Genomic DNA, 23,843 nt, shown 5'->3' on the forward strand with positions numbered 1-23,843 from the left:
ATAGTTTTTTGCTTGCCATCACCTTCGCGGGTGAGGGCGTTGTTGTTCGTTAATACACCTACTTTGAGCCGGTTCACACTTTTCAATGAAAATTACCGTAAATTTTCACGATGAGTTATGTAGACTGGCCGCCATTAATTTTGAGGCACACGTACTACATGGCTGAATTCGAAACCACTTTTGCAGATCTGGGCCTGAAGGCTCCTATCCTTGAAGCGCTTAACGATCTGGGTTACGAAAAACCATCTCCGATCCAGGCTGAGTGCATTCCGCATCTGCTGGACGGCCGCGACGTTCTGGGTATGGCCCAGACCGGTAGCGGTAAAACCGCAGCGTTTTCTTTACCGCTGCTGAACAACATCGATCCTGAGCTGAGAGCACCACAGATCCTGGTGCTGGCGCCGACCCGCGAGCTGGCGGTACAGGTTGCTGAAGCAATGACGGAATTCTCTAAACATATGCGCGGCGTAAACGTGGTTGCCCTGTACGGCGGCCAGCGTTATGACGTGCAGCTGCGCGCCCTGCGTCAGGGTCCGCAGATCGTTGTCGGTACCCCGGGTCGTCTGCTGGACCACCTGAAGCGCGGCACCCTGGACCTCTCTAAACTGAGCGGTCTGGTACTGGATGAAGCAGATGAAATGCTGCGCATGGGCTTTATCGAAGACGTAGAAACCATTATGGCGCAGATCCCGGAAGGGCATCAGACCGCGCTGTTCTCCGCCACCATGCCGGAAGCGATCCGTCGCATTACCCGCCGCTTTATGAAAGAGCCGCAGGAAGTGCGTATTCAGTCCAGCGTGACCACTCGTCCGGACATCAGCCAGAGCTACTGGACTGCCTACGGTATGCGTAAAAACGAAGCGCTGGTGCGTTTCCTGGAAGCGGAAGATTTTGATGCGGCGATTATCTTCGTCCGTACCAAAAACGCGACCCTGGAAGTGGCTGAAGCGCTGGAGCGTAACGGCTACAACAGCGCGGCGCTGAACGGCGACATGAACCAGGCGCTTCGTGAGCAGACCCTGGAGCGTCTGAAAGACGGTCGTCTGGATATCCTGATTGCGACTGACGTGGCAGCCCGTGGTCTGGACGTTGAACGTATCAGCCTGGTGGTGAACTACGACATCCCGATGGATTCTGAATCCTACGTTCACCGTATCGGTCGTACCGGTCGTGCGGGCCGCGCGGGCCGCGCGTTGCTGTTCGTTGAGAACCGTGAACGTCGTCTGCTGCGCAACATCGAACGTACGATGAAGCTGACCATCCCGGAAGTGGAGCTGCCGAACGCAGAGCTGCTGAGCAAACGTCGTCTGGAAAAATTCGCCGCCAAAGTCCAGCAGCAGCTGGAAAGCAGCGATCTGGACCAGTACCGTGCGCTGCTGGCGAAAATCCAGCCGACGGCGGAAGGCGAAGAGCTGGACGTGGAAACGCTGGCTGCCGCGCTGCTGAAAATGGCCCAGGGCGAACGCTCGCTGATCGTGCCGCCGGATGCGCCGATGCGTCCGCGTCGTGAGTTCCGTGACCGTGACGATCGCTTCGAGCGTCGTGGCGACCGCAACGATCGCGCTCCGCGTGGCGATCGCGAAGATCGTCCGAAGCGTGAGCGTCGTGACGTAGGCGATATGGAACTGTATCGCATTGAAGTGGGTCGCGATGACGGTGTTGAAGTGCGTCATATCGTTGGCGCGATCGCTAATGAAGGCGATATCAGCAGCCGCTACATCGGTAACATCAAGCTGTTCGCTTCTCACTCCACCATCGAACTGCCGAAAGGGATGCCGGGCGAAGTGCTGCAGCACTTTACTCGTACCCGCATCCTGAACAAGCCGATGAACATGCAGCTGCTGGGCGATGCGCAGCCGCGCACCGAACGTCGTGGCGGTGGTGAACGTCGTGAAGGCGGTCGTAGCTTCGGCGGTGAGCGTCGTGAAGGCGGTCGTGGCTTCGGTGGCGAGCGTCGTGAAGGTGGTCGTGGTGATGGTCGTCGTTTCAGCGGCGAACGTCGTGAAGGCCGTGCGCCGCGTCGTGACGATGCATCCGCGCCGCGCCGCGATGACTCTGCCGGTCGCCGTCGCTTCGGTGGCGATGCATAATTAACGCAGCCCGCTAGCGTAAACTAAATAATACAGCCCCGATCGTCATGATTGGGGCTTTTTTTATTTCTTTTGTACTCGTGTACTGGTACAGTGCTTCGCACCCATCGTGGGAAAGTATTTTTGACTGGAGATTTCGGTAAATGGCGACACTAACCACTACGGCAACCCGTCCGTCCCTGTTTGGCGGCGTGGTGATCATCGGCGGCACGATTATCGGCGCGGGTATGTTCTCGCTGCCGGTGGTGATGTCCGGCGCGTGGTTTTTCTGGTCGCTGGCGGCGCTGGTTTTCACCTGGTTCTGCATGCTGCACTCCGGTCTGATGATCCTCGAGGCCAACCTTAACTACCGGATCGGCTCCAGCTTCGACACCATTACCAAAGACCTGCTCGGCAAGGGCTGGAACCTGGTCAACGGCGTGTCGATCGCCTTTGTGCTGTATATCCTGACCTACGCCTATATTTCAGCCAGCGGCTCGATACTACATCATACGTTTAGCGAGATGTCGCTGAACGTGCCGGCGCGGGCGGCGGGTTTTGGCTTTGCGCTGCTGGTGGCATTTATCGTCTGGATGAGCACCAGGGCGGTGAGCCGCATGACGGCTATTGTGCTCGGCGCCAAGGTGATCACTTTCTTCCTGACCTTTGGCAGTCTGCTGGGGCACGTCGAGCCGACGACGCTGTTTAACGTTGCGGAAAAGAACGCCTCCTATGCGCCATATCTGCTAATGACGCTGCCGTTCTGCCTGGCCTCGTTTGGCTACCACGGCAATGTGCCGAGCCTGATGAAATACTACGGCAAAGATCCACGCACCATTATCCGCTGCTTAACCTACGGTACGCTGCTGGCGCTGGGTCTGTACGTGGTCTGGCTGCTGGTGACGATGGGCAATATCCCGCGTCCGCAGTTTATCGACATCGCGCAGAAGGGCGGCAATATTGATGTGCTGGTGCAGGCCCTGAGCGGGGTGCTGAACAGCCGGAGCCTGGATCTGCTGCTGGTGGTATTCTCTAACTTTGCCGTCGCCAGCTCGTTCCTTGGCGTCACGCTGGGGCTGTTCGACTACCTGGCGGATCTGTTTGGTTTTGACGACAGCGCGCTGGGGCGCTTTAAAACTGCGCTGCTGACATTTATTCCGCCGATGATGGGCGGGCTGGTGAAACCCGATGGCTTCCTCTACGCCATCGGCTATGCCGGCCTGGCGGCGACGATCTGGGCGGCGATTGTACCGGCGCTGCTGGCTCGCGCCTCGCGTAAACGCTTCGGCAGCCCACAGTTCCGCGTATGGGGCGGAACACCGATGATTGTGCTGATCCTACTGTTTGGCCTTGGCAATGCGGTTGTACACATTCTGTCGAGCGTTAATCTGCTGCCGGTTTACCAGTAAGAGGCTTACCCGGTGGCGCGACGTCCACCGGGCCTGGATTTTGATTAACCCAACAATTCCTCTTTCACCTGCATCGCTAAATCGAAAGAATGCAGCCGCGCCTGGTGGTCGAAGATCTGGCCATTGACCATGATTTCGTCCGCCTCGGTTTCCCGCATAATCGACACTAAGCCGTGGCGGACTTTAGTTTTATCACCCACCAGCGACATGCGCAGCGCCTGCTGCACGCCATACTGCTCGGACGCTGACCACAGCTGATGCATATTTTCCACTGGCGGCGGCAGCTGTCCGGTTTCGCCGCGACGCAGCTTCACAAACGCCTGCTGCATGGAAGTGAAGAGAAACTCCGCATCGCGGTTGCTGTCGGCGGCGATGATATTGATGCACACCATGGCATACGGTTTTTCCAGCCGCGCGGAGGGCGTAAAGTTGCTGCGATACAGGTGCAGGGCCTGGAACAGCATATCCGGCGCGAAGTGCGAGGCGAATGCGAACGGCAAACCGAGCTGCGCCGCCAGCTGGGCGCTGTAGAGGCTTGAACCCAGCAGCCACACCGGAATGCGCTCCCCGTAGCCGGGAACCGGGCGCACGTGCGGGTTCGGATCGCGGGCGTCAAACCAGTCCACCAGTTCCCCCACGTCGCGCGGGAAGTTATCGACATCGCCGCTCATATGGCGACGCAGGGCGCGCATGGTGGGCTGATCGCTGCCCGGCGCGCGGCCAAGGCCGAGGTCGATACGCCCGGGATAGAGGGTGTTCAGGGTGCCGAACTGCTCGGCGATCACCAGCGGCGAATGGTTGGGCAACATCACGCCACCGGAACCCAGATGCAGGGTAGTGGTATTGGCGGCGAGATAGCCAATCAGCACCGAGGTCGCTGCGCTGGCAATGCCGACCATATTGTGGTGCTCCGCCAGCCAGTAGCGGTGATAACCGCGCGATTCGGCCAGCCGGGCGAGATCCAGAGAGTGGGTAAAGGCTTCTTTGGCAGAAGATCCTTGCGGGATCGGCGCCAGATCGAGCACCGAGAACGGAACAGATTTGTCAGTCATAAAGGCTCACTTTGCTACAGCATCGTCATCAGATTGAAGGTCTTCTTCCAGCCTGGCGCATCCAGGACGCGCCAGCCAGAAAAGCTGCATCTTTAATAATGCATTAAAATCTGAGCACTGCTGTTAACAAAGTGAGCGGTTTATCAGGCCTGCAGCGCCAGCCCGGGCAGCCGTTTCCAGTAGCCGTTGCAATCGCTGTTGCCGGTGAGCGCCAACGGCGCAGCGCCGTTTTCATTGGCGCGGAAGGCGTCGAGCATGGCGAAGGTCTCGTTGCCCATCGGCGATAGGCGTACCATATCCACCAGGCCGTGCATGGACGTCAGCTCATTGCCCAGGTTGTAGACATAGCCGCTCATGGTCTGGATACCGTTGAGCACGAACACCTGCTGGTTCTCCTGGGACAGCATGCTGCGTCCGGTTGGGTATTTGATGCAGCAGGTCTCGCACTCATCCTTTGGCCTATCTTCCGAGCGGGCGGTAAAGCAGCGGGCGGAATAAGCCAGCGGCAGATGGCCGTAGCTCAGCACTTCGACTTCAAACTGATTGCGAATGCCCAGCTCTTCGCACTGGGTCAGTAAATTAGCCAGCCAGTCGCGGGAAAGCTCCACCGGCATGCACCAGCGCACCATGCCCTGTTTTAACAGCAGGCGCAGGGTAACGGCGTTGTAGCAGTTCAGCGCATGCCCGGCGACGAACGGCAGCTTGCGTTCGGCGCAGAGGTTAACCACGCCCAAATCGCTGGCCTCAATCAGGAACTCCCCGTTATCGACATAGCGCTTCAGCTCGCCCAGTTCGGAGGAGGCCTGCACCAGCGCGAGGGTAGACAGCACCACCTGTTTGCCGCTCCCGGCCAACGCTTTCGCCATATCAATCCAGTCGCCGACTTTGGTAGCGCGGCGTTTGCTGCACACCGCTTCGCCGAGATAAATGGTGTCGGCGCTGCAGTTTGCTGCCTGCTGGTAAAAATTTTCCAGCGTCTCTTTTGGCCAGTAGTAAAGCACTGGCCCTAATGAATATTTCATGTTTCTCACTGCCATTTACGGTGGTAGGCGCCAAGGGTGGTTTGTGTACCTTCGGACATGGAGCCAAGGGTTTCCATCCATGCGGATTGCGGCACGAAATTCTGTGGATCGGCTTTGCAGCGATCGATCGCCTGGCGCCAGACTTTCGCTACCTGGGTGACGTAGGCCGGGCTGCGCTGACGGCCTTCGATTTTCACTGAGGCGATATTGGCGGCCATCAACTCCGGCAACAGTTCCAGGGTATTGAGGCTGGTGGGCTCCTCCAGCGCGTGATAGCGCTCGCCATCGACCAGGTAGCGGCCTTTACACAACGTCGGGTAACCGGCGTTTTCCCCATCCTGATAGCGGTCAATCAGCACTTCATTGAGGCGCGATTCCAGCCCCTGTGGGGTTTGCTGCCAGCGCACGAAGCGGGCAGGCGAGCAGGCGCCGACGGTGTTGGGCGATTCGCCGGTCAGGTAGGAAGAGAGATAGCAGCGGCCTTCCGCCATGATGCACAGGCTGCCGAAGGCAAAGACTTCCAGCGGCACCGGCGTGGCGCGAGCCAACTGTTTCACCTGGTGAATAGATAACACCCGCGGCAGTACGACGCGCGCCACGTCGAAGTTGCGATGATAGAAGCGAATGGCCTCTTCATTGGTGGCGGAAGCCTGTACCGACACATGGCGTTCTATATGCGGATAGCGCTCCGCGGCGTACTCCAGCATGGCGATATCGGCCAGAATGAGCGCATCGGCGCCCAGCTGAGCCGCCATATCCACCGCGCGCTGCCAGCGGGCGTAGCCGTCGGGGTGGGCGAAGGTGTTGATGGCGATATGCAGCTTACGACGGTGCTGATGCACAAAGCTGACGGCTTCCTGCAGTTTCTTTTCGGTGAAATTAAGGCCGGCAAAGTGGCGGGCGTTGGTGTCATCTTTCAGCCCGATATAGACGGCATCGGCGCCGTTTTCGATGGCCGCCTTAAGCGCCGGAAGGTTACCGGCTGGGCAGAGCAGCTCCATAATTTTTCCTGAAAAATGCGGCCCGTCAGGGACGCTGAATGGTTAACGAGCAGGGATTTTAGTTAACCTTCTGGTGACAATTTTTGATTTGAGGCAGTTAAAAGTGTATTGGCGGCGCCAATAACGGGCTGCCGTCATCGCGTTTTTGTTGATTTACGCCGCTATGTTGTTTATGTGATATGGCACAATAGCGGCACAATTGCATTCATGGAGTAAAGCTTGTGTTGGATAAACTGCGTTCCCGGCTGGTCCACTTTGGCCCGTCTTTAATGAGCGTGCCGGTTAAGCTGGCGCCTTTTGCCCTCAAGCGCCAGGTGCTGGAGCAGGTGCTTAGTTGGCAGTTTCGCCAGGCGCTGGCGGAGGGAGAGCTGGAGTTTCTCGAGGGGCGCTGGTTAAGTATTCATGTGCGTGACATCGGTCTGCTGTGGTATACCTCGGTAGTCGATGGTCGCCTGGTGGTCAGCCAGCAGGCGGACGCCGACGTCAGCTTCAGCGCCGACGCCAGCGATCTGTTAATGATCGCCGCGCGCAAGCAGGATCCGGATACGCTATTCTTCCAGCGTCGTCTGGTTATTGAAGGCGATACGGAGCTGGGGCTGTATGTAAAAAATTTGATGGACGCCATTGAGCTCGAGCAGATGCCCAAAGCGCTGCGCGTGATGTTGCTGCAACTGGCGGATTTTGTCGAAGCTGGACTGAAGAGCCCGCAGAAACCTGAACAGACATCGGTAGGTGAGGCATGCTGATTCGAGTGGAAATTGGGATTGATGCACCGGGAATCGACGCGCTGCTGCGTCGTACCTTCGGCCGCGATGCCGAAGCGCAGCTGGTGCACGATCTGCGTGAAGATGGACTGATCACGCTGGGGGTAGTGGCGACGGATGATGAAGGCCAGGTGATCGGCTACGTTGCCTTCAGCCCGGTTGCGGTGGAAGGTGAAGAGCTACAGTGGGTCGGCCTGGCGCCGCTGGCGGTGGATGAACGCTACCGTGGACAGGGCATTGGCCGGCAGCTGGTCTATGAAGGGCTGGATTCGCTGAATGAGTTTGGCTATGCCGCGGTGGTGACGCTGGGCGACCCGGAGTTATACCGTCGCTTTGGTTTTGAACCGGCCGCGCGCTTCGATCTCCGCTGCCGCTGGCCGGACAGCGCGGAGGCGTTCCAGGTGCACCGCCTGGCGGATGACGCCCTCGAAGGTGTCCACGGCCAGGTCGAATACAGCGACCACTTTAATCGTTTTTGAGCCTTGCCAGCAGGGTTTCGACGGTATCTTCTCCGGCAACGAGGCGCTCTTTTTCGCGCTTCGTTAGCTGCTTAATGCGGTATTCCAGCCGCAAAGCAAGTGAGTGTTCACCAACTTCATGGCTAAAGGCCAGCTGCAGGTCGCCTTTGCCGCGCAACGCCTTCGCGCCTTTCCCTGCCTGATGCTGGCGAAAGCGGCGCGGCACATCGGTGGTGATGCCGGTATAGAGGCGATTATCCGCGGTTCGAATGAGATACAGAAACCAGCACACGGTTATAAAGTCACTATGGTAAGGTGTAGGCACCATAGCATAATGGAGAAGAAAGATGGATACGCTTGCCGCCATTGGCCGCTGGCTGAGTAAACAGCACGTCGTCACCTGGTGCGTCTCCCGCGACGACGAGCTGTGGTGTGCGAACGCCTTTTACGTCTATGACCCGGATAGCGTGGCCTTTTATCTGCTCAGCGATGAGCACACCCGCCACGGCCAGATGACCGGCGAGCGGGCGAAGGTGGCCGGCACGGTCAACGGCCAGCCAAAAACCGTGGCCCTGATCCGCGGCGTGCAGTTCCAGGGCGAGATCCGCCGATTGCGCGGCGACGAAGAGGCGCGTATGCGTCAGCGCTACGTCAAGCGCTTCCCGGTGGCCCGCATGTTGTCGGCGCCGGTTTGGGAGATTCGTCCGGACGAAATCAAGTTTACCGACAACACGCTGGGGTTCGGGCAAAAGCTACACTGGCGGCGCGATGCCGGCGCCGAGCAGGCGTAGCGCTTCGCGATTGAAGGCCGGCAGATCGTCCGGCGTTCTGCTGGTGACCAGCTGTTCGTTATCGACCACCACCTCCTGGTCGTAAAACTCGCCCCCGGCGTTTTTCACATCCACCACGATAGGCTTCACCGCCGTGAGCTTACGCCCGCGGATCACATCGGCGCTGATCAGCAGCTGCGGGCCGTGGCAGATGGCGAAGACCGGCTTCCCGCCGTTGACAAAATCGCGGGTAAAGGTGACAAAGCGTTCATCCCCGCGCAGCTGGTCAGGGGAATAGCCCCCGGGCAGCAACAAGGCATCAAATTCACCCGGTGTGACGTCATCAATGGCCCGATCGATGGCGACCTCTGCTTCTCCCTGTTTACCCTTCACCGTCTTGCCAGCCTGCTTTTCGATGGTCACGACCTGATGCCCGGCGAGCTTAAACGCCTCGGCGGGAGAGGTAAATTCAGAATCTTCAAAGTCGTCGGTAATGAGCACGGCTATCTTTTTACTCATGTTTCCTCCGCTATCTGGATGGTCAATGAGGTAATTCCATGATGATGGTGGATACTTACCTTGTAAGGTATTAAGCCTGGAACATGAGCCCGAAAGTGCAAGGCGGAGAATTCTGTAAAGGAGAATCAATGAGTCAGGTATTATTGACCGGCGCGACCGGGTTAGTTGGCGGTCACTTACTTCGGCTGCTGCAGAATGAGCCGAGCATCAGCGCCATCGCCGCCCCGACGCGTCGCCCACTGGCGCCGGCGGAAGGGGTTTTTAATCCGCACGATCCCCAGTTGACCGATGCCCTGGCGCAGGTGGTTGACCCGGTGGATATCGTTTTCTGCTGTCTGGGAACGACGCGCCGGGAGGCCGGGAGCAAAGAGGCCTTTGTCCATGCCGACTACACGCTGGTGGTTGATACCGCACTGACCGGCAAACGGCTGGGTGCGCAACATATGCTGGTGGTTAGCGCGATGGGCGCCAACGCCCACTCACCGTTTTTCTACAATCGGGTGAAGGGGGAAATGGAGGCGGCGCTGATCGAGCAGGGTTGGCCGCGGCTGACCATTGCCCGGCCGTCGATGCTCTCAGGCGAGCGGGAAAAAAAGCGGGCCAATGAGACCTTCCTCGAACCGCTGTTCCGACTCTTACCGGGGAACTGGAAATCCATTGCGGCCCGCGACGTGGCGATTGCCCTGCTGGCGGAGGCGCTGTCGCCTACTCACGAAGGGGTGCAAATTCTCTCATCGTCCGAGCTGCGGGAGCGTGCCGCGCGGCAGGCGGAATAGCGGTTTGCAAACGCAGGCTTCCGGCGTAGTATTCACGGCTTCAATTCATATCCACATTTCTTGCTGGGGAATGCTATGGCTGGTCAGTCTTCATCTCAGGCGGCGTCACCATTTCAATGGTGGAAGCCCGCGCTTTTCTTTCTCGTCGTGATTGTCGGCCTGTGGTTCGTCAAATGGCAGCCATACTACGGGAAAGCCTTCACCGCTGCGGAAACCCACAGTATCGGTAAATCCATTCTCGCCCAGGCCGACGCTAACCCGCTGAAGGCGGCGTGGGACTACGCGGTGGTTTACTTCCTTGCCGTCTGGAAAGCCGCGGTGCTCGGCGTGCTGCTCGGGTCGCTGATCCAGGTGCTGATCCCGCGCGACTGGCTGCTGCGCACCCTGGGACAATCGCGTTTTCAGGGGACGCTGCTGGGGACGATTTTCTCGCTGCCAGGTATGATGTGCACCTGCTGCGCCGCGCCGGTCGCGGCCGGGATGCGCAAACAGCAGGTGTCGATGGGCGGGGCGCTGGCGTTCTGGATGGGCAACCCGCTGCTCAACCCGGCGACGTTGGTGTTTATGGGCTTCGTGCTGGGCTGGCAGTTTGCGTTGGTTCGCCTGGTGGCGGGCCTGGCGACGGTGTTGATTGTCGCGACGCTGGTGCAGAAATGGGTAAAAGAGGCGGCGACGCAGCCTGCCGTGGTGCCTGAAGCGCAAGCGAAAGCGGCCCAGGGCGGCTTCTTTAGCCGCTGGCTGCGGGCGCTGTGGACGTTGTTCTGGAACACCATCCCGGTTTATATCCTCGCGGTACTGGTGCTGGGGGCGGCGCGCGTCTGGCTGTTCCCGCACGCCGATGGCGTGGTGGATAATACCTTGTTCTGGGTCATCGCGATGGCGATTGCCGGCTGTCTGTTTGTGATCCCTACCGCGGCGGAAATTCCGATTGTCCAGACGATGATGCTGGCGGGGATGGGCGTTGCGCCGGCGCTGGCGCTGCTGATTACGTTGCCGGCAGTGAGCGTGCCATCGTTGATTATGCTGCGCAAAGCCTTTCCGGCCAAAGCGCTGTGGCTGACTGGCGGGTTGGTGGCGCTGTGCGGGGCGATTGTCGGTGCGCTGGCGCTGGTGTAGTTTGCCGTAAACGTACGGATAGCCTGATGGGGTGTCGGGCGGCGGCTACGCCTTACCCGGCACACAACGGACAGGGGGCGGTAGCCCGGCTAAGCGTAGCGCCAGCCGGGAAATTGCAGCTTTATTTAATATAGGTAAAGGCGGTGGTCACTCGGGACACGCCGCTCACCCGGCTGGCGATATCCGCCGCCGCGCGGCCTTCACGGTCGGTCACCAGTCCCATCAGGAAGACTTCGCTGTTTTCCGTGGTCACCTTCACGTTCGAGGATTTGACCTGATCGGTGCTCAGCAGCTGCGAACGCACCTTGGTGGTAATCCAGGTATCAGAAGAGGCGGTGCCTAAACCAATCGGCTGGCCCTGGCGCACTTCGTTAAACACTTCCGTGGTTCCTTCCACGCCCATGGCGATTTGCTTGGCGCGGGCAGAGAGATCTGGCGTCGGCGACTGACCGGTCAGCAGGACTTTGCCCTGATAAGCGGTAACGTTGATGCGGGCCTGTTTCTTAATCTGTTCATCTTTCGACAAGGCGCTATTGACGCGCAGTTCCAGGGTGCTGTCATCGACCTGGGTTCCCACCGTACGCGGGTCCGTTGCGGCTTTAGTGCCGACTGCTGCCGTTCCGACTACCGCGGCGGCAACGCAGCCCTGCAGCAGTAGTGCTGAAAGCAGGATGGCGAGGGGCGAGAGAGCCTTCATGTGTTCTCCTTAATCGTCCTGGTGTGGAAAAAGAGTGTTATCTATCAAATCGCACAGACAGTTGACGGTCAGCATATGCATCTCCTGGATTCGCGCGCTGCGGTGTGAGGGGATGCGGATTTCGACATCCTGCTGACCTAACAGGCCCGCCAGCTCACCGCCGTCATAGCCGGTTAACGCGACGATGGTCATGTCGCGGGTCACGGCGGCTTCCACCGCCTTGACGATGTCCCGACTGTTACCGCGCGTGGAGATTGCCAGCAGCACATCGCCAGCGTGTCCCAGGGCGCGCACCTGCTTGGCGTAAATCTCGTCATGCAGGCGATCGTTAGCGATGGCAGTTAAGACCACATTATCGGTGTTTAGTGCAATGGCGGGTAAACCAGGGCGTTCCGTTTCAAAACGATTAATCATGCTGGCAGCAAAATGCTGTGCGTTGGCGGCGGAAGTGCCATTACCACAACAGAGGATTTTGTTGCCGTTGAGCAGGGACTGCACGAGCGTCATCGCCGCCCGGGAGATGGCGTCCGGGAGTGCTTCTGCTGCGGCAATTTGGGTTTGAATGCTTTCGGTAAAGCAGGCTTTGATTCTGTCGAGCACGGGATCCCTTACTTCTGGTATTACGCTATTCGCCAAAGGCGTTTTTTAGCCATTGGATGTCGTTTCCGGTGAAGGCTACCACATCGAAACGGCAATCCACAGTCTCAAAGCTCCCATTCTGTCGGCAGAGCCACAAACGGGCGGCTTTAAGCAGGCGTTGCTGTTTTTGCGGGGTGACGCTGGCCGCCGCGTCACCGTACAGAGCGCTGCGGCGGTAGCGTACCTCGACAAAGACGGTGACGGCGCCGTCGCGCATAATGAGGTCAATTTCGCCGCCACGCTCGCGAGCATTGGCGGCAATAAAACGCAGGCCCTGGCTTTCCAGCCAGCGGCGAGCACGGTTTTCCCATGCATCGCCGGTCTGTTTGCTTAGCTGGCCGGGACGATTTGTCCCTGCTGGTATTTGAGCCATGACAGTTTCCTGGTAATCACGCAGTCCTGAGTCGCCGTCAGATCGCCGGTATTCCCGTTCAGCTCGAAGCCCGGCGTCTGGCGCATTTGCGTGAAGTGGTTTGCCAGCGACCAGGCGTCAGCGCCCATCGCATACAGACGCGCCAGCGAGTAGTCATTGCGCACCGCAGACAGCGCCTGCTGCATCAACGCCGGGTTGCTGCCAGCCAGCATCGGGATTTCGCTATACTGCAGGCCTTCCATCTCCAGACGGAAATCCGGACCTGCGGTGCCCTGTGCGCTGCGCGAGCTGGCGTACAGGGTGACATTGCTCTGGCTGCCGTTGCGCATCGCGATCATCGGTTTGATATAGCCAATCTGTTCCGGGGTGGCGAGGATATAGGCCGCGTCGATGCTGCCGCCGCTGCTAACCGGCATTTCATCCGCCGTGCCGAGGACGCTGTTCTGCGCTGATGGCAGGGTGGAGACCGGGGTGCCGCTCAGCGCAATGCCCCCTCCGCCGTTAACGCCGGCGCGCAGCTCCGCCGTGGAGCCAAAACGCTGCTGCAGGACGCTGGCGCCGCCCAGCTTCAGCCACTCGTCGGCAAACGCGTTGACCACACGATCGCCCAGCGCGCCGCGCGGAACCAGCAACAACGGCGTCTGTTTGCCCTGTTGATGGATGTGTCGGGCGGCGTCACGCGCTTCGTCTTCCGGTGACAGCGCGAAATAGCAGATATTAGCGCGGCCTTCGACCTTCTCCGGCTGGTTGAGCGCCAGCACGTTGAGCGGCGTATTGCTCTTGAGAACATCTTCGACATTCTCTTTTAGCAGCGGCCCGACGACGAGGGTGGCACCGTCCTGCTGAGCCTGGGCAAGGAGCTGGCCGATCGGCTGGCTGGTGGTATCGTAAATTTTCAGTTCCGCAGAGGGATTGGCGGCGGTGGCGACCACTGGCTGCGGCTGTGCGGCCGGGGCGGTGACCGGCTGGGTGACCGGGGACGCGGTGGTCTGCGGCGTGGTGGTCGCTTCCGGCGCCTGAGCCGCCGGCTCCGCCGCTGGCGTTGCCTGAGTTTGCGCCGGGGCCTGCACCGGTTCGGCGCGACTTCCGGCAGCCGTCAGATCGCTAATTTCCGCCTGCGACGGGCTTACCACGTCATCGTTACCGGACGTGTTCGCCGCCTGAGCGACCTGAGCGGGAACCGCGCTGCCCGTCACCGACGGCGCGCCGTTTTTGGCGGCTTCGAAGCCCTGCTGGATGGTGCGGCCGAAGATCGAGGCCTGGCCGTTCAGCGGCAGGAAAAGCGCAATCTTGTTGATGGAGGCGGGCTTATAGTTTTGCATGTTCACCAGCGCCGTTGGCAGCATTTTGGCGCCAGGGTTTTGCGGGTAGCGCGTCTGCCAGTCTTTGACGCCGGCTTTCAGCAGCGTGGGATCGTTGCGGTTGTCAAACCACATCCGCTGCAGATCCAGCCAGCCCTGGAGGGTGTTTTCATCGGCATTGATCACCAGCGCATTGGCCTGATCCTGGGTCATCGCGGTCAGCGCTTGCCAGGTCGCGTCAATATTTTGCTGGCGCTGTTTGGCATCGCTCAGCAGCGGCTGCTGGGCGATTAAGGCGCGCAGCAGAGTCACCGAGGGTTTGCCCTGGCTGGCATCGATTTGCGCCTGCCAGTAGCGCGCCTGCTGAGGCTGCTCCAGGCTTGCCGGGTCAAGCTTAGCCAGCAGAGTACGGGCACCCTGATAGTCGTTTTGCGCCAGCTTCACTTCTATCGCCAGCAGTGACTGTTCACGGGCCTGGGTGCTGTCCAGGTTTGACGGCAGCTGGTTAAACAGGTCGATGGCCTGCTGCTGCTTTCCTTCCTGCAGCAGTGCACGAATGGCGAGTAATTGCCAGTTGGTCTTGCTATCATTCGTGCTTTGCTGCATCTGCTGCAAGTAGAAACTGGAGTTGGCCTGCGACGTACCCTGCATAAACGCCGTGCTTTGATCCTGCGTGTGGGTGCCGCAGCCAGCAAAAAGAAGAGTCGCCAGCAATACGGGCAGACAGCGCGCGGGCTTAGAACGAAGAAATGTTGACGGTACCATAAGTGTCCAGTGATATTTTTTTGGCTCAATGCTCAATATTAAATCGGCAATACGGACGAGACAATGAAACAACACGAATCAGCGGATAATTCTCAGGGGCAGCTCTATATTGTGCCCACTCCGATAGGAAATCTGTCTGATATCACGCAGCGCGCACTGGAAGTGTTGCAAGCCGTTGATTTAATTGCTGCGGAGGATACCCGCCACACCGGTTTGCTGCTGCAACATTTTGCAATTAACGCCCGTTTATTTGCGCTTCACGACCATAACGAGCAGCAAAAGGCGGAAACACTTCTCGCTAAACTGAAAGAAGGGCAAAACATCGCGCTGGTCTCCGATGCGGGCACGCCGCTGATTAACGACCCAGGCTATCATCTGGTGCGTACCTGCCGCGAAGCCAATATCCGCGTCGTGCCGCTGCCGGGTCCTTGTGCGGCTATCGCCGCCCTGAGCGCCGCTGGCCTGCCTTCCGACCGTTTCTGTTATGAAGGCTTCCTGCCGGCGAAATCGAAAGGCCGTCGCGATACCCTTAAAGCGCTGGAAGAAGAGCCGCGCACCCTTATCTTCTATGAGTCGACCCACCGGCTGGTGGAGAGTCTGGAAGATATCTGCGCGGTACTGGGAGAATCTCGCTATGTGGTGCTGGCCCGCGAGCTGACCAAAACCTGGGAATCGATCCACGGCGCGCCGATTGGCGAGCTGGTGGCGTGGGTCAAGGAAGACGAAAACCGTCGCAAAGGCGAGATGGTGCTGATCGTCGAAGGTTTTAAGGCGCAGGAAGAGGCGCTGCCGGCAGCCGCGCTGCGGACTCTGGCGCTGCTGCAGGCGGAACTGCCGCTGAAGAAAGCCGCCGCGCTGGCCGCGGAAATCCACGGCGTGAAGAAAAATGCGTTGTATAAGTATGCCCTGGAGCAGCAGGGGGAGTGATCCTGTAGACCCAATTGAAGTCTGGCAAGCAGCCCTTCAGATAGTGAAGAGCTGCTTGAGCGTCCTCCTACATGTCGGAAGAAATGTCGGAAGAAATGTCGGAAGAAAAGTGCAGCCCGCCTTCCTTGCCGCACAGCACCCCTAACCAACCAGCCCGGATAAATCCGGGCTTAAAGTGGTTAAACCCTTACGCTCTCGATCAGGTCACCGGCGCCGGGTTAAACACCGCCAGCTGGTTATGCAGACCCCATTGATCGGAGAAGGTTTTCTTGCGTCCGCTGGCGACGTCGAGAATGAATTCGAACAGCTTCAGCCCCACCTCCTCAATCGTCTCTTCGCCGGTGGCGATGGTGCCCGCGTTAATGTCCATTAAGTCATACCAGCGGTTAGCCAGCTCGGTGCGAGTCGCCATTTTTATCACCGGTACCGCCATTAGTCCGTAAGGCGTGCCGCGGCCGGTGGTGAACACCTGCACCGTGATGCCAGAGGCCACCTGCTGGGTGCCGCAGACAAAATCGCTGGCGGGGGTGGCGGCGTAAATCAGGCCACGTTTGGTCGGGCGCTGCCCGGGGGAAAGCACCTCAACGATGGCGCTTTTTCCTGATTTGGCAATCGACCCCAGCGCTTTTTCCACCACGTTGGCCAGGCCGCCTTTCTTGTTACCGGGTGAGGGGTTGGCGCTGCGGTCGGTTTTGCCCATATCGAGATAGTTATCGTACCAAGCCATCTCTTCCAGCAGGCGTTTACCCACCTCTTCGTTGATCGCCCGCGGCGTCAGCAGATGGATAGCGTCGCGGACTTCGGTCACCTCTGAGAACATCACCGTCGCGCCGCAGCGCACCAGCAGATCGGAAGCGTAACCCACCGCCGGGTTGGCGGTCACGCCGGAGAAAGCGTCGCTGCCGCCGCACTGCATACCCACCACCAGTTCAGAAGCCGGGCAGGTTTCCCGCTGACGCTGGTTGAGTTTCGCCAGATGGCGCTCGGCGACCTGCAGAATGTCATCGACCATCGATTTAAAGCCCACGTGCTTTTCATCCTGCAGGCTGACGATACTGGCGCTGTCCACCGGGATGCTTTTGACATCTTCCGTCCCCTGCAGCAGCCGCTCGGGCTGCAGCTTTTCACAGCCAAGGCCAATGACCATCACTTCGCCGCCGAAGTTCGGGTTAAGGGCGATATTGTGGATGGTGCGTATCGGCACCACCGCCGCTGGCGCATTAATCGCTACGCCGCAGCCATAGAGGTGATTCAGACCCACCACGCCGTCGACGTTGGGATATTTCGGCAGCAGGTCGCGTTCAATGAGTTTCACCACGTAATCGACCACGCCCGCAACGCAGTGCACGCTGGTGGTGATACCCAGCAGATTTTTGGTGCCCACGCTGCCGTCGGCATTGCGGTAGCCTTCGAAGGTATAGCCTTCCAGCGGCGGCAGCGGGGCCGGCACTTTGGTGGCCAGCGGCAGGGTGTTCAACGGCGGGGCGGTGGGCAACGCCACTAACGACTCGTCAATCCAGCTTCCTTTGGGGATGTCGCGCATTGCCAAGCCAATGACTTCTCCGTAACGGATAATTTCACCGTGGGCTGGGATATCCACCAGGGCGACTTTATGACCCTGTGGAATGTGCTCGATGAGCGTCAGGCCGTCCGGGAAACGCGTTCCGGCGGTTAATCCCCGATCGTTGACAATAATCGCCACATTATCTGTCGGGTCAACTTTTATATAAAACGCGGTAGGCGATTGTTGTCGAATTGAAATATCAGCCATTGTCCAGTTATCTCCAAACAGGTGCTAAAAATATCATTAAATGGTAATTCTGGCGCTGTTAAGCAGAATAATGAAATAAAGCATGTCAGGTGTGTCGGCGTGAAGATGTGATCTGAATCACTCCTTGTCGCCATGGACGCGCGCGGAGGGTGGGGAATCGTAAGAAGTGTGGATTAGCGCCCATAGCTTAAGGCGATTGCCTAACTAAGGCTTTAAAAAATGTGTTTATATTGTGTTTATGCATAGTGTCTGGCGAGTGGGAGCTGACTATACTGAGTCGTGTTTTTGTGACGTCCGATATGCGCATGGTTTGCCTTTTAATCGCGGGTTAATAATTTAGCAGTCACCTAACGAATATTAAAAGATGGTTAATTTGCGATGGGCTTACATTTTCCGGACTCAAGGGCAGGAAATAAAAAAGGACACCCATTCGCTGGTTTATTCTGCGGATAATATTTGGGGTCAGGCGATACGCTTTTCCAGCCTAATGGGGCTCTCTCGCCGGGCTGGTGATATAACGAATGAATTGCAGAAGTTAGCAACGATTAACGCAAGGTAAAAATCATGGATAACGCAATTTTCCCGAACAAATTTAAGGCCGCGCTGGCGGCTCATCAGGTGCAGATTGGCTGCTGGTGCGCGCTGGCCAATCCGATCAGCACCGAGGTGTTGGGTCTGGCGGGTTTCGACTGGCTGGTACTGGACGCGGAACACGCGCCGAACGACGTCACCACGCTTATCCCACAGCTTATGGCGCTGAAAGGCAGCTCCAGCGCTCAGGTGGTGCGCGTGCCGACCAACGAGCCCATCATCATTAAGCGCATGCTGGATATCGGCTTCTATAACTTCCTGGTGCCATTTGTCGAGACAGCGGAACAGGCGGCGCAGGCGGTGGCTTCTACTCGCTACCCGCCGGAAGGGATCCGCGGAGTCTCCGTTTCCCATCGCGGCAATATGTTCGGCACCGTGCCGGACTACTTCGCCCAGTCCAATAAAAACATTTCCATTCTGGTACAGATTGAGAGCCAGACCGGGGTGGACAACGTCGAGGCGATTGCCGCGACCGAAGGTGTCGACGGCCTGTTCGTCGGCCCGAGCGACCTGGCCGCCGCGTTAGGTCATCTGGGCAATGCCGCCCATCCTGAGGTGCAGCGCGCCATCCAGCATATCTTCGCCAGCGCGAAGAAGCACGGTAAGCCAAGCGGCATTCTGGCGCCGGTAGAGGCCGATGCGCGGCGCTACCTGGAGTGGGGCGCCACTTTTGTCGCCGTCGGCAGCGATCTGGGGGTCTTCCGTTCCGCAACCCAGAAACTTGCTGATGCCTTTAAAAAATAATCACCAGGATGAAGAGAGAGAACAATATGACAATCAAAGTGGGTTTTATCGGTCTTGGCATTATGGGCAAGCCGATGAGCAAAAATTTGCTGAAGGCGGGTTACTCGCTGGTGGTGTCTGACCGTAATCCGGAAGCGATTGCCGACGTGATTGCCGCGGGCGCAGAGACCGCGGCCACGCCGAAGGCGATTGCCGAGCAGTGCGATGTGATCATCACCATGCTGCCGAACTCGCCGCATGTCAAAGAGGTGGCGCTGGGGGAAAACGGCATTATTGAAGGCGCGAAACCGGGCACCGTGGTGATCGACATGAGCTCTATTGCGCCGCTGGCCAGCCGGGAAATTAGCGAAGCGCTGAAGGCCAAAGGTATTGATATGCTGGACGCGCCAGTAAGCGGCGGCGAACCAAAAGCGATCGACGGCACCCTGTCGGTGATGGTCGGCGGCGACAAGGCGATCTTCGACAAATATTACGATCTGATGAAAGCGATGGCCGGCTCCGTGGTGCATACCGGCGACATTGGCGCGGGCAATGTGACCAAACTGGCCAATCAGGTGATCGTCGCCCTGAACATCGCTGCCATGTCCGAAGCGCTGACCCTGGCCACCAAAGCCGGCGTCAATCCGGATCTGGTTTATCAGGCGATCCGCGGCGGTCTGGCGGGGAGTACCGTGCTGGATGCCAAAGCGCCGATGGTGATGGATCGTAACTTCAAGCCGGGCTTCCGGATCGATCTGCATATTAAAGATCTGGCCAATGCGCTGGATACCTCCCATGGCGTGGGCGCTCAACTGCCGCTGACAGCGGCGGTAATGGAGATGATGCAGGCGCTGCGTGCGGACGGTCTGGGCACCGCTGACCATAGCGCGCTGGCATGCTACTACGAAAAGCTGGCGAAAGTGGAAGTGACTCGCTAACAAGAAGAGCCCCTGCGCGGCCTGGTGGTTATGCCTGGTGCAACAGTGCCAGACTGCTACGGGGGGGCTAGCATGGACGCGGTATTGATGCCGTTTCCGCGTGTTAACCTCAGTTGTGACGCAGGAAGCGGCGTTTCGCGCGCGTTGGACAATATTTATCATGCATCGCGCAATATCGCCGCCACCCTGCTGGTCGGGATGACGACAGAGGGATGACAACGGGCGGTAAACCCACTATACTGCGCGCCGAAGCTGACCAGACAGTCGCCGCTTCGTCGTCGTCCTCCTTCGGGGGGAGACGGGCGGAGGGGAGGAAAGTCCGGGCTCCATAGGGCAAGGTGCCAGGTAACGCCTGGGGGGTGTCACAGCCCACGACCAGTGCAACAGAGAGCAAACCGCCGATGGCCCGCGCAAGCGGGATCAGGTAAGGGTGAAAGGGTGCGGTAAGAGCGCACCGCGCGGCTGGTAACAGTCCGTGGCAGGGTAAACTCCACCCGGAGCAAGGCCAAATAGGGGTTCATAAGGTACGGCCCGTACTGAACCCGGGTAGGCTGCTTGAGCCAGTGAGCGATTGCTGGCCTAGATGAATGACTGTCCACGACAGAACCCGGCTTATCGGTCAGTTTCACTCCTTAGAAAACCCCGCTTCGGCGGGGTTTTTGCTATCTGAATACCGGACGCAGGATGAATGACTGTCCACGACGCTATACCAAAAGCACGCGGCTTACCGGTCAGTTTCACCTCTTTATGTCAAAACCCCGCTTCGGCGGGGTTTTTGCTATCTGAATACCGGACGCAGGATGAATGACTGTCCACGACGCTATACCAAAAACACGCGGCTTATCGGTCAGTTTCACCTCTCTATACCAAAACCCCGCTCCGGCGGGGTTTTTGCTATCTGAATCCGTGACGTGAATGAATGACTGTCCACGACGCTATACCAAAAACCCGCGGCTTACCGGTCAGCTAGCGTTATTTAACCACCTTAGGATTCTGTAGCGTCGGTATCCTGGAATCTTGCACCTGATGAACCTGGCCGATAATCGTGGCGATGCTGCCGTTGCTTAAAGACTCGACGTCTGCGCTGTTATGCGATCCAAAATTAAAGGTCAGACGTTTATCCGTTTTATTCTGCTCATCGCGCATGGTCACGATAAAATAGTAGCTGCCGGCGATGCCGCTCATTCTGCGAATGTCGACAATCACGCCGCGCACCTTAACCCATTTACCCAGATAATCGCTGCTGGCCTTCGCCGGATTGAGAGTAAACGGCTGCAGAAACTGCGCGACGGAATACGTTTGCATCGAAGCGACGGCGTCATCTCCCGGCTGAAATAATTTATCGCCTGCGGAATAAAAGGCTTTAGAGGCCAGGCCGCAGCCGCTTAACAACAATATGAAAAATACCAACGGTAATACACGAAAGCGTAATAACATACCTATCTCCTTATTTATTTTTTTAATGATATCCCTGATTCACTGGATAACGTGATGTGCGCTGATTAAATTAAAGAAAAAGTCACCACTGTCAACTATTTGATCTGCTTCTTTAATTGAAGGTAATGAGTTAATGTTGTTGTATGGATTGTACGAATTAACATAGTGACCTCATTCATGTAATCAATGCGTTTGGTGTTTTTATTCTTATCATGGATGTAAATAATCTTTAGGTATTATTTTTTACATTTATTCACTCCCGGCTGTAAAATAATAAACCGCTATTTCTGGCAATTTCACATCAGGATAAGACAATGAAATTAATAACCCGTATTGCGTTCGCCACCCTTCTGACCAGCGGTTTCTCTCTGACGGCACAGGCCGCGGACGTGCAGGCGGCGCCAGCGCCAGCGCAGGATCCTATTGTCCAGCACTTAAAACTCACCAGCGATCAGGTGGCGAAAATTAAAAGCCTGCATCAGCAGCTGGAAAATAATATGCAGCAGATTTCACAGCAAGACATTAAAGATGGCGCGCTGATTAACGTGATTGATTCCGGTAAATGGAATGAGAAAGCGGTGAAGGATCAGCTGGCGGCTTTCAGTAAAATCGATCAACAGGTACGTTATTATCGCGTGAAGTACTATTTTGATGTGAATCAGGTACTGACACCCGAGCAGCGTACCCAGGTGAAAAAAGATCTTGCCGACGCGCTGAGTGAATAATGCCATCGGCCCCTTTCGGGGCCGATATAAGTGGGAAGTCATCAAGGATAGCCGAATAATCCATACTGCAGGTTCAGGCGAGACTTTCTTCATCCCGCAGGCGAATCTCCGCCTCGGCAACAATGGCTTCCAGTTCGCTAAGCATCTCATCATAACCAAAGCTGACGACGCCGACGGTTTCCGGCGGCGTCGGGGCTAGCGGCGTCGGAGACGCCTTTTTTCTGTTTTTCTTCTTACTCACTGACAGACTCCATCACTTCCGTTGTTACACCGGTAAATCTATCAGCAAAGCGCGCAGCGGCGTATCGGCGACGAGGGTAATGTTAGCTTCGTCACGAATAAATGCCCCATCACCACAGGTGAGAGCCTGTTTTGATTGTTCCTGCGCGACGGCATGGACCGTGCCGTGGATCGACTGCAGGTAGGCGCGTGGCCCATGCAATTGCACGTTGATCTGCTCACCTTTTTCCAGCGCGATATGATAGACCCAGGCTTGCTGGCGAAGCTGGAGGCTATTATTCCCCCCATCCGGTGAGGCCAGCAGCTGTAGCGGCGCGTTGGCGACCTCGATTTTCTGCTGCAACGGGTTTTCCCGCTGCGGGCAGGCATCAAGCCACAGCTGCATCCGCGTTAACGACTGCTCTTTGCTCAGATTATGCTCGCTATAGCTCACGCCAGGCTGGGTGGCGATCAGCAGTGCTTCACCGGCTTTGGCCTGCACGTGGTTGCCGTCGCTGTCGCGATACTCCGCTTCGCCTTCCAGAATCAGGTTCAGGATATCGACTTTTGGGTACGTTCTGGCCTGGAAGGAAGCGCCTGGCGCCAGCACTTCCTGATTGAGAACGCGTAAGGACGCGAAGCCCAGTAATTTCGGGTCGAAGTAGTGGCCAAAGGAGAAGGTGTAGCGGGCCTGCAGCCAGCCGAAGTCTGCTTGTCCGCATTGTTTGGCTGTTCGGGTAGTAATCATGTTCTTGACCTCTCTTTACACTAAATCAATGGTAAAGGTATGGACGCTGTATTGTTAGCCAGATATTCTGCCCGGTATGTTCAAATTTCCTGAATGAGAAAGCGATGGCCAAAGAGAGAGCATTAACGCTGGAAGCGTTACGCGTGATGGATGCGATCGACCGTCGCGGGAGCTTCGCTGCCGCGGCTGATGAGCTGGGACGCGTGCCTTCCGCCCTGAGCTACACCATGCAAAAACTGGAGGAGGAGCTGGACGTGGTGCTGTTTGACCGCTCAGGTCATCGCACAAAGTTCACCAATGTCGGACGGATGCTGCTGGAGCGCGGGCGCGTGCTGCTCGAGGCGGCGGACAAGCTCACCACCGACGCCGAAGCCCTGTCACGCGGTTGGGAAACTCACCTGACGATCGTCACTGAAGCGCTGGTGCCCACGCCGGATCTGTTTCCGCTGATTGAGAAACTGGCGACCAAGTCCAACACCCAGCTGTCGATTATCACTGAGGTGCTGGCCGGTGCCTGGGAGCGGCTGGAGCAGGGGCGGGCGGATATCGTTGTCGCGCCGGATATGCATTTTCGTTCCTCCTCGGAGATTAACTCGCGCAAACTCTATTCGGTGCTCAGCGTGTACGTCGCGGCGCCGGACCACCCGATCCACCAGGAGCCTGAACCGCTCTCTGAGGTAACCCGCGTGAAATACCGTGGCGTCGCGGTGGCGGATACCGCGCGCGAGCGGCCCGTTCTCACCGTTCAGCTGCTGGATAAACAGCCGCGCTTAACGGTGAGCACCATTGAAGATAAGCGCCAGGCGCTGCTGGCCGGGTTAGGCGTGGCGACCATGCCCTATCCGCTGGTGGAGAAGGATATTGCCGAAGGACGCTTGCGGGTGGTCAGTCCGGAATATACCAATGAAATTGACATTATCATGGCCTGGCGACGGGACAGCATGGGCGAAGCGAAGTCCTGGTGCCTGCGCGAGATCCCTAAGCTTTTTGCCGGCAGATAGTCGAGAACGCTCCTCCCGCTAGCGGGAGGAGC

The 23,843-nt window shown here is 57.9% G+C and carries 26 protein-coding genes, 1 other RNA gene and 1 pseudogene; 15 read left to right on the top strand and 13 right to left on the bottom strand.

Going from position 1 to position 23,843, the window contains the following annotated elements:
• Positions 1–85: 85 nt before the first annotated feature.
• From yrbN to mtr, 3 genes are all read left to right on the top strand, one after another.
• Positions 86–166, top strand: coding sequence for a protein YrbN (gene yrbN / locus ACLH1I_RS16745; RefSeq protein WP_085903200.1), 81 nt, complete (start codon positions 86–88; stop codon positions 164–166).
• Positions 159–2,090 (top strand): ATP-dependent RNA helicase DeaD, encoded by a 1,932-nt coding sequence (gene deaD, locus ACLH1I_RS16750; RefSeq protein ID WP_004206168.1) that lies wholly within the window; start codon positions 159–161, stop codon positions 2,088–2,090. The genes yrbN and deaD overlap by 8 nt, the downstream gene beginning before the upstream one ends.
• Positions 2,091–2,233: 143 nt before the next feature.
• Positions 2,234–3,478 carry a tryptophan permease gene (mtr, locus tag ACLH1I_RS16755; RefSeq protein ID WP_004206167.1) on the top strand — a complete coding sequence of 415 codons (1,245 nt, stop codon included), beginning with the start codon at positions 2,234–2,236 and terminating at the stop codon, positions 3,476–3,478.
• A gap of 44 nt (positions 3,479–3,522) precedes the next feature.
• Here mtr and ACLH1I_RS16760 read toward each other — a convergent pair whose 3' ends face one another.
• The 3 genes from ACLH1I_RS16760 to ACLH1I_RS16770 all read right to left on the bottom strand — a co-directional run bounded on the left by ACLH1I_RS16760 (position 3,523) and on the right by ACLH1I_RS16770 (position 6,553).
• Positions 3,523–4,530: a luciferase-like monooxygenase gene (locus ACLH1I_RS16760; RefSeq protein WP_151628901.1), complete on the bottom strand. Its 1,008-nt coding sequence runs from the start codon at positions 4,528–4,530 to the stop codon at positions 3,523–3,525.
• A gap of 143 nt (positions 4,531–4,673) precedes the next feature.
• A complete protein-coding gene (locus tag ACLH1I_RS16765) occupies positions 4,674–5,552 on the bottom strand; it encodes a U32 family peptidase (protein ID WP_198079833.1) in 879 nt (292 codons plus the stop codon).
• A gap of 5 nt (positions 5,553–5,557) precedes the next feature.
• The gene (locus ACLH1I_RS16770) at positions 5,558–6,553 is read right to left on the bottom strand and encodes a peptidase U32 family protein (RefSeq protein WP_004206164.1); all 996 of its coding nucleotides are present in this window, start codon (positions 6,551–6,553) and stop codon (positions 5,558–5,560) included.
• Positions 6,554–6,774: 221 nt separating this feature from the next.
• Here ACLH1I_RS16770 and ACLH1I_RS16775 point away from each other — a divergent pair, with 221 nt between their 5' ends.
• Both ACLH1I_RS16775 and ACLH1I_RS16780 read left to right on the top strand, forming a co-directional pair.
• Positions 6,775–7,299, top strand: a complete 525-nt coding sequence (locus tag ACLH1I_RS16775) for an SCP2 domain-containing protein (RefSeq protein WP_002918231.1) — start codon at positions 6,775–6,777, stop codon at positions 7,297–7,299.
• Entirely contained in the window at positions 7,293–7,796 is a 504-nt protein-coding gene (locus ACLH1I_RS16780; RefSeq protein ID WP_004206163.1) for a GNAT family N-acetyltransferase, read from the top strand. Before ACLH1I_RS16775 ends, ACLH1I_RS16780 begins: the two co-directional genes overlap by 7 nt.
• Here the strand turns inward: ACLH1I_RS16780 and ACLH1I_RS16785 are convergent.
• Positions 7,783–8,073, bottom strand: a complete 291-nt coding sequence (locus ACLH1I_RS16785) for a GIY-YIG nuclease family protein (RefSeq protein ID WP_025999208.1) — start codon at positions 8,071–8,073, stop codon at positions 7,783–7,785. The two genes, ACLH1I_RS16780 and ACLH1I_RS16785, sit on opposite strands and share 14 nt — an antisense overlap.
• Before the next feature lie 49 nt (positions 8,074–8,122).
• Here ACLH1I_RS16785 and ACLH1I_RS16790 point away from each other — a divergent pair, with 49 nt between their 5' ends.
• Positions 8,123–8,566 (top strand): YhbP family protein, encoded by a 444-nt coding sequence (locus ACLH1I_RS16790; RefSeq protein ID WP_151628903.1) that lies wholly within the window; start codon positions 8,123–8,125, stop codon positions 8,564–8,566.
• Here the strand turns inward: ACLH1I_RS16790 and ACLH1I_RS16795 are convergent.
• Positions 8,528–9,064 (bottom strand): type 1 glutamine amidotransferase domain-containing protein, encoded by a 537-nt coding sequence (locus ACLH1I_RS16795; RefSeq protein WP_004206160.1) that lies wholly within the window; start codon positions 9,062–9,064, stop codon positions 8,528–8,530. The genes ACLH1I_RS16790 and ACLH1I_RS16795 overlap by 39 nt on opposite strands.
• Before the next feature lie 128 nt (positions 9,065–9,192).
• Here ACLH1I_RS16795 and ACLH1I_RS16800 point away from each other — a divergent pair, with 128 nt between their 5' ends.
• Together ACLH1I_RS16800 and ACLH1I_RS16805 are read left to right on the top strand one after the other, a co-directional pair.
• Positions 9,193–9,840, top strand: coding sequence for an NAD(P)H-binding protein (locus ACLH1I_RS16800; protein WP_004206158.1), 648 nt, complete (start codon positions 9,193–9,195; stop codon positions 9,838–9,840).
• A gap of 75 nt (positions 9,841–9,915) precedes the next feature.
• Positions 9,916–10,956: a permease gene (locus ACLH1I_RS16805; RefSeq protein WP_004206156.1), complete on the top strand. Its 1,041-nt coding sequence runs from the start codon at positions 9,916–9,918 to the stop codon at positions 10,954–10,956.
• A gap of 121 nt (positions 10,957–11,077) precedes the next feature.
• On the opposite strand, the gene dolP is transcribed toward ACLH1I_RS16805, so the two are convergent.
• Genes dolP through ACLH1I_RS16825 form a run of 4 tightly spaced genes read right to left on the bottom strand, consistent with a single transcriptional unit; the run spans position 11,078 to position 14,731 of the window.
• The gene (dolP, locus tag ACLH1I_RS16810) at positions 11,078–11,653 is read right to left on the bottom strand and encodes a division/outer membrane stress-associated lipid-binding lipoprotein (RefSeq protein WP_002918214.1); all 576 of its coding nucleotides are present in this window, start codon (positions 11,651–11,653) and stop codon (positions 11,078–11,080) included.
• Positions 11,654–11,662: 9 nt separating this feature from the next.
• On the bottom strand, positions 11,663–12,253 hold the full coding sequence (gene diaA, locus ACLH1I_RS16815) for a DnaA initiator-associating protein DiaA (RefSeq protein WP_002918211.1): 591 nt from the start codon (positions 12,251–12,253) through the stop codon (positions 11,663–11,665).
• A 25-nt stretch (positions 12,254–12,278) separates the two neighbouring features.
• Positions 12,279–12,665 (bottom strand): YraN family protein, encoded by a 387-nt coding sequence (locus ACLH1I_RS16820; protein ID WP_004206155.1) that lies wholly within the window; start codon positions 12,663–12,665, stop codon positions 12,279–12,281.
• Positions 12,623–14,731, bottom strand: a complete 2,109-nt coding sequence (locus ACLH1I_RS16825; protein ID WP_151628905.1) for a penicillin-binding protein activator — start codon at positions 14,729–14,731, stop codon at positions 12,623–12,625. Before ACLH1I_RS16825 ends, ACLH1I_RS16820 begins: the two co-directional genes overlap by 43 nt.
• Before the next feature lie 63 nt (positions 14,732–14,794).
• Here ACLH1I_RS16825 and rsmI point away from each other — a divergent pair, with 63 nt between their 5' ends.
• A complete protein-coding gene (gene rsmI / locus ACLH1I_RS16830) occupies positions 14,795–15,658 on the top strand; it encodes a 16S rRNA (cytidine(1402)-2'-O)-methyltransferase (protein ID WP_004144878.1) in 864 nt (287 codons plus the stop codon).
• Positions 15,659–15,857: 199 nt separating this feature from the next.
• Here rsmI and garD read toward each other — a convergent pair whose 3' ends face one another.
• Positions 15,858–17,429: a galactarate dehydratase gene (garD, locus tag ACLH1I_RS16835; protein ID WP_004206139.1), complete on the bottom strand. Its 1,572-nt coding sequence runs from the start codon at positions 17,427–17,429 to the stop codon at positions 15,858–15,860.
• A 564-nt stretch (positions 17,430–17,993) separates the two neighbouring features.
• Between garD and garL the strand changes: the two genes are divergently transcribed.
• From garL to rnpB, 4 genes and pseudogenes are all read left to right on the top strand, one after another.
• Positions 17,994–18,764, top strand: coding sequence for a 2-dehydro-3-deoxyglucarate aldolase (gene garL / locus ACLH1I_RS16840; protein ID WP_004206138.1), 771 nt, complete (start codon positions 17,994–17,996; stop codon positions 18,762–18,764).
• A gap of 26 nt (positions 18,765–18,790) precedes the next feature.
• Positions 18,791–19,681: a 2-hydroxy-3-oxopropionate reductase gene (garR, locus tag ACLH1I_RS16845; RefSeq protein ID WP_004206137.1), complete on the top strand. Its 891-nt coding sequence runs from the start codon at positions 18,791–18,793 to the stop codon at positions 19,679–19,681.
• Between the two features lie 71 nt (positions 19,682–19,752).
• Positions 19,753–19,897 (top strand): annotated as a pseudogene (locus ACLH1I_RS16850) (glycerate 2-kinase); the annotation flags it as partial.
• Positions 19,898–19,929: 32 nt separating this feature from the next.
• Positions 19,930–20,312, top strand: an RNA gene (gene rnpB / locus ACLH1I_RS16855) — RNase P RNA component class A.
• A gap of 341 nt (positions 20,313–20,653) precedes the next feature.
• Here the strand turns inward: rnpB and ACLH1I_RS16860 are convergent.
• The gene (locus tag ACLH1I_RS16860; RefSeq protein WP_049093399.1) at positions 20,654–21,118 is read right to left on the bottom strand and encodes an OB-fold putative lipoprotein; all 465 of its coding nucleotides are present in this window, start codon (positions 21,116–21,118) and stop codon (positions 20,654–20,656) included.
• 314 nt (positions 21,119–21,432) lie between these two features.
• Between ACLH1I_RS16860 and ACLH1I_RS16865 the strand changes: the two genes are divergently transcribed.
• Positions 21,433–21,843 carry a Spy/CpxP family protein refolding chaperone gene (locus ACLH1I_RS16865; RefSeq protein WP_049093398.1) on the top strand — a complete coding sequence of 137 codons (411 nt, stop codon included), beginning with the start codon at positions 21,433–21,435 and terminating at the stop codon, positions 21,841–21,843.
• A 73-nt stretch (positions 21,844–21,916) separates the two neighbouring features.
• Here ACLH1I_RS16865 and ACLH1I_RS16870 read toward each other — a convergent pair whose 3' ends face one another.
• Both ACLH1I_RS16870 and ACLH1I_RS16875 read right to left on the bottom strand, forming a co-directional pair.
• On the bottom strand, positions 21,917–22,084 hold the full coding sequence (locus ACLH1I_RS16870) for a hypothetical protein (RefSeq protein ID WP_004206134.1): 168 nt from the start codon (positions 22,082–22,084) through the stop codon (positions 21,917–21,919).
• Positions 22,085–22,108: 24 nt separating this feature from the next.
• The gene (locus tag ACLH1I_RS16875) at positions 22,109–22,810 is read right to left on the bottom strand and encodes a pirin family protein (RefSeq protein WP_064183238.1); all 702 of its coding nucleotides are present in this window, start codon (positions 22,808–22,810) and stop codon (positions 22,109–22,111) included.
• Positions 22,811–22,914: 104 nt separating this feature from the next.
• Here ACLH1I_RS16875 and ACLH1I_RS16880 point away from each other — a divergent pair, with 104 nt between their 5' ends.
• Positions 22,915–23,811 carry a LysR family transcriptional regulator gene (locus ACLH1I_RS16880; RefSeq protein ID WP_004144865.1) on the top strand — a complete coding sequence of 299 codons (897 nt, stop codon included), beginning with the start codon at positions 22,915–22,917 and terminating at the stop codon, positions 23,809–23,811.
• Positions 23,812–23,843: the final 32 nt, after the last annotated feature.

It is taken from the genome of Klebsiella sp. 1SOBk10mer (assembly GCF_046602535.1).
Classification (GTDB): domain Bacteria; phylum Pseudomonadota; class Gammaproteobacteria; order Enterobacterales; family Enterobacteriaceae; genus Klebsiella; species Klebsiella quasipneumoniae.

Bases quoted from the DNA above. Each gene is read 5' to 3' on its own strand.
- yrbN (WP_085903200.1), top strand. From the start codon at position 86: ATGAAAATTACCGTAAATTTTCACGATGAGTTATGTAGACTGGCCGCC.
- deaD (WP_004206168.1), top strand. From the start codon at position 159: ATGGCTGAATTCGAAACCACTTTTGCAGATCTGGGCCTGAAGGCTCCT.
- mtr (WP_004206167.1), top strand. From the start codon at position 2,234: ATGGCGACACTAACCACTACGGCAACCCGTCCGTCCCTGTTTGGCGGC.
- ACLH1I_RS16760 (WP_151628901.1), bottom strand. From the start codon at position 4,530: ATGACTGACAAATCTGTTCCGTTCTCGGTGCTCGATCTGGCGCCGATC.
- ACLH1I_RS16765 (WP_198079833.1), bottom strand. From the start codon at position 5,552: ATGAAATATTCATTAGGGCCAGTGCTTTACTACTGGCCAAAAGAGACG.
- ACLH1I_RS16770 (WP_004206164.1), bottom strand. From the start codon at position 6,553: ATGGAGCTGCTCTGCCCAGCCGGTAACCTTCCGGCGCTTAAGGCGGCC.
- ACLH1I_RS16780 (WP_004206163.1), top strand. From the start codon at position 7,293: ATGCTGATTCGAGTGGAAATTGGGATTGATGCACCGGGAATCGACGCG.
- ACLH1I_RS16790 (WP_151628903.1), top strand. From the start codon at position 8,123: ATGGATACGCTTGCCGCCATTGGCCGCTGGCTGAGTAAACAGCACGTC.
- ACLH1I_RS16795 (WP_004206160.1), bottom strand. From the start codon at position 9,064: ATGAGTAAAAAGATAGCCGTGCTCATTACCGACGACTTTGAAGATTCT.
- ACLH1I_RS16800 (WP_004206158.1), top strand. From the start codon at position 9,193: ATGAGTCAGGTATTATTGACCGGCGCGACCGGGTTAGTTGGCGGTCAC.
- ACLH1I_RS16805 (WP_004206156.1), top strand. From the start codon at position 9,916: ATGGCTGGTCAGTCTTCATCTCAGGCGGCGTCACCATTTCAATGGTGG.
- dolP (WP_002918214.1), bottom strand. From the start codon at position 11,653: ATGAAGGCTCTCTCGCCCCTCGCCATCCTGCTTTCAGCACTACTGCTG.
- ACLH1I_RS16820 (WP_004206155.1), bottom strand. From the start codon at position 12,665: ATGGCTCAAATACCAGCAGGGACAAATCGTCCCGGCCAGCTAAGCAAA.
- ACLH1I_RS16825 (WP_151628905.1), bottom strand. From the start codon at position 14,731: ATGGTACCGTCAACATTTCTTCGTTCTAAGCCCGCGCGCTGTCTGCCC.
- rsmI (WP_004144878.1), top strand. From the start codon at position 14,795: ATGAAACAACACGAATCAGCGGATAATTCTCAGGGGCAGCTCTATATT.
- garD (WP_004206139.1), bottom strand. From the start codon at position 17,429: ATGGCTGATATTTCAATTCGACAACAATCGCCTACCGCGTTTTATATA.
- garL (WP_004206138.1), top strand. From the start codon at position 17,994: ATGGATAACGCAATTTTCCCGAACAAATTTAAGGCCGCGCTGGCGGCT.
- garR (WP_004206137.1), top strand. From the start codon at position 18,791: ATGACAATCAAAGTGGGTTTTATCGGTCTTGGCATTATGGGCAAGCCG.
- ACLH1I_RS16860 (WP_049093399.1), bottom strand. From the start codon at position 21,118: ATGTTATTACGCTTTCGTGTATTACCGTTGGTATTTTTCATATTGTTG.
- ACLH1I_RS16865 (WP_049093398.1), top strand. From the start codon at position 21,433: ATGAAATTAATAACCCGTATTGCGTTCGCCACCCTTCTGACCAGCGGT.
- ACLH1I_RS16875 (WP_064183238.1), bottom strand. From the start codon at position 22,810: ATGATTACTACCCGAACAGCCAAACAATGCGGACAAGCAGACTTCGGC.
- ACLH1I_RS16880 (WP_004144865.1), top strand. From the start codon at position 22,915: ATGGCCAAAGAGAGAGCATTAACGCTGGAAGCGTTACGCGTGATGGAT.